At 40.3% G+C, this 3,146-nt stretch carries 2 protein-coding genes and 1 pseudogene; 2 read left to right on the top strand and 1 reads right to left on the bottom strand.

Annotation, left to right across the window (positions count from 1 at the left end; translation table 11 throughout):
- Both M4I42_RS16435 and M4I42_RS16440 read left to right on the top strand, forming a co-directional pair.
- Positions 1 to 670 (top strand): reverse transcriptase domain-containing protein (locus M4I42_RS16435; RefSeq protein WP_268853129.1); only part of this gene is annotated, 670 nt, incomplete at its 5' end.
- Between the two features lie 50 nt (positions 671 to 720).
- Positions 721 to 972: pseudogene (locus M4I42_RS16440) on the top strand (group II intron reverse transcriptase/maturase); the annotation flags it as partial.
- 70 nt (positions 973 to 1,042) lie between these two features.
- Here M4I42_RS16440 and M4I42_RS16445 read toward each other — a convergent pair.
- Positions 1,043 to 2,986 (bottom strand): LTA synthase family protein, encoded by a 1,944-nt coding sequence (locus tag M4I42_RS16445; protein WP_268853130.1) that lies wholly within the window; start codon positions 2,984 to 2,986, stop codon positions 1,043 to 1,045.
- Positions 2,987 to 3,146: the final 160 nt, after the last annotated feature.

A 3,146-nucleotide genomic window follows, 5' to 3' on the forward strand; every position in this document is an offset into this window, starting at 1 on the left:
AGATTTAGAAAAGTTCTTTGATAAGGTAAACCATGACAGGCTCATGAGCACATTAGCGAAAAGAATCAAGGATAAACGACTATTGAAATTAATTCGCAAATATCTACAGGCGGGCGTCATGATTCATGGAGTAGTTTCAAGTACAGAGGAAGGAACACCGCAGGGCGGTCCACTAAGCCCGCTACTCTCTAACATCGTTCTTGACGAACTTGATAAAGAATTAGAAAAGAGAGGGCACAAATTCGTTCGTTACGCAGACGACTGTAACATTTACGTAAAATCAAAAAGGGCAGGAGAACGAACAATGGCAAGCGTTCAACGATTCATTGAGCGTAAACTCCGTTTGAAAGTGAATGAGAAGAAGTCGGCAGTAGACCGTCCTTGGAAACGAAAATTTCTTGGATTTAGTTTCACCGACTCAAAAGAGCCAAAAGTTCGAATAGCAAAAGAAAGTCTCAAACGAATGAAGAAGAAAGTACGAGAAATCACCTCTAGGAAGATGCCATATCCAATGGAATATCGGATTCAGAAACTGAATCAGTATTTATTAGGATGGTGTGGATACTTTGCGCTGGCGGATACGAAAACTACCTTTGAGAAACTATATAAGTTGAATTTATGTTTTACAGTGAATCCATTCAATAATCTCGTCTTATCCCACTATGAATAACATAATTATAAGCATTCAAAGGCACGAAAATCTTTATTGCTGCTTATATAGATGGATGGATTCGTCGAAGACTTCGCATGTGTTTGTGGAAAAACTGGAAAAAGCCAAGAACAAGAATACGCAACCTGATGAAACTAGGAGTTCCTTCATGGAAAGCCTATGAATGGGGAAATAGCAGAAAAGGTTACTGGCGTATTTCAAACAGCCCTATATTACACAGAACCCTTGGGAACTCTTATTGGAGTAACCAAGGGCTCAAAAGTCTACAAAAACGTTATGAATTCTTGCGTCACTTATCTTGATTGAACTGCCGTATACGGAACCGTACGTACGGTGGTGTGAGAGGACGGAGGTTAATCACCTCCTCCTACTCTATTGTTCTTCGCGATGGTTGTAGTCGTATTTCGAACGATCTACCGGCTTGAATCCTTTTGGTGTGTAGAAGCGCAATAAATCTTCGTATACGACTTTATCGGACATGCTTAGCTTTGTCCGGACGATTTGTTCGGCGCGGTTGATTTCGTCATTTTTCTCCATTGGTTCGCCTGTTTGCGTATTGTAATATTTTCCGTCAACAGCGGTAATGGTTGGTGTGACGAAATCGCCGTTGCGGAATGGGACGATTTGCTGATGTTCTGGCGACAATAAGTCTGTACCAAACTGGATATAATTTTTCGTATCCACTCCTAATAGGTGAAGAACCGTTGGCAATACGTCGACATCGCCGCCGTATTGATGCATGACCCCACCCTTTACGCCCGGAACGCGGATAAACAACGGTACGCGCTGCAATTGAGCGTGTTCAAACGGTGTAATCTCTTTTCCAATAATTTGCGCCATCGCTTCGTTATGATTGTCTGAAATGCCGTAATGGTCGCCGTATAAAATGATGATTGAGCGATCGTAAAGCCCCGATTGCTTCAAGTAATCAAAAAACTCTTTCACCGCTTCATCTAAATAACGCGCTGTTTGGAAGTAACGGTCGACCGAACCATCACCGGTTGTGGCAGGCGGAATCGTTGCTTCATTTTCATCGATCAAATAAGGGAAATGGTTCGACAACGTAATAAATTTCACGTAAAACGGTTCTTTCAACGTTTGCAATAATGGAATTGACTCTCTAAAGAATGGCTTATCTTTTAAGCCATAGTTTAATACATCTTGTTCGTTCATATCATAGTAGCTTGCATCGAAAAAGTGATCGAATCCAAACGATTTATAAATTTCATTGCGGTTCCAGAACGTTTTATAGTTCCCGTGGAAGACCGCAGACGTATAACCGAGCTGTTTTAAAATAGCAGGGGCGGCATGGTAGGTATTTTGCGCCTTCGTTGTAAAGACCGACCCTTGTGGCAAGCCGAACAAGGAATTTTCTAGCATAAATTCAGCGTCCGATGTTTTCCCTTGCCCTGTTTGGTGGAAAAAGTTATCGAAATACATTGTATTTTTTTCACGTGTCAGCGAGTTTAAAAACGGTGTCACTTCTTGCCCGTTTAACTTATAGTTAATCAAAAAATTTTGGAACGACTCTAAATGAATATAGATGACGTTCATGCCTTTTCCTTTGCCAAAGTAAGCCGGATTCGGTTTGGCATACGTTGCTTGTACGTAGTTTAAAACCGTTGTCACATCACTTTTATTCGCAAACGCGCGCTGCGTGGACGATTTCATGCTTTGAATCGCATCGTAAATGACATAGTTATACATGCCTAAATATTTCACAATATAGTTGCGGTCAAACGTTCTTGTTAATAATTGCGGACGATCAATTTCCGCCAATGCCAAGTTTGTCACAAACGTAAAAACCGCTGTCGCAAACAGTAAATTCTTTTTGTGACGACCCAACGAAATGGGCTGCAAGTTTGTTCTTTCTTTCACGATCAACGAAACTAATAAGATCATGTCAACGAAATAAATGAAATCGTGCCATTTTAATAACTCTAAAATGCTGCCGCCGAGGTTGCCAAAATTGCTCGTTTGCGTTAATGTTGGGAGCGTAATGAAATCGCTAAAGAACCGATAATAGACGATGTTAGCGTATAAAATAAACGACAATATAAAATCAATGACGATCAGCCAAATATACGGTCTTTTTCCTTTTGCTAGTAAAGCGAGACCAAAGAAGAAAATGACCGAACTAATCGGGTTGATAAACAGCAACCATTGCTGCATCGTGTTGCTGATGCCTAAGTTAAATTCGATTCGATAGGCAGCGTATGTTTTCATCCAAAATAAAAACACCGCTAATAGAAAAAAGCGGAGATGCGAGTCTGACCAGCGCTGAAACCATTGTACGGTTTTACTGAGCCCCTTCATCTTTTTTATTCACCTCTATTTTCTCTCATTCTCTCATTCTAGATTTTTAAATATATGGAACATCTGTTGCGTTTATGACTAACTGAATTCCATGCAAAATATTCACCAATATATATTATACAACAAAACCCCCACGTCAAGTAGCATAATACATCATTGA

Origin of the sequence: Anoxybacillus sp. J5B_2022 (assembly GCF_026847645.1) — a bacterium.
Classification (GTDB): Bacteria; Bacillota; Bacilli; order Bacillales; family Anoxybacillaceae; genus Anoxybacteroides.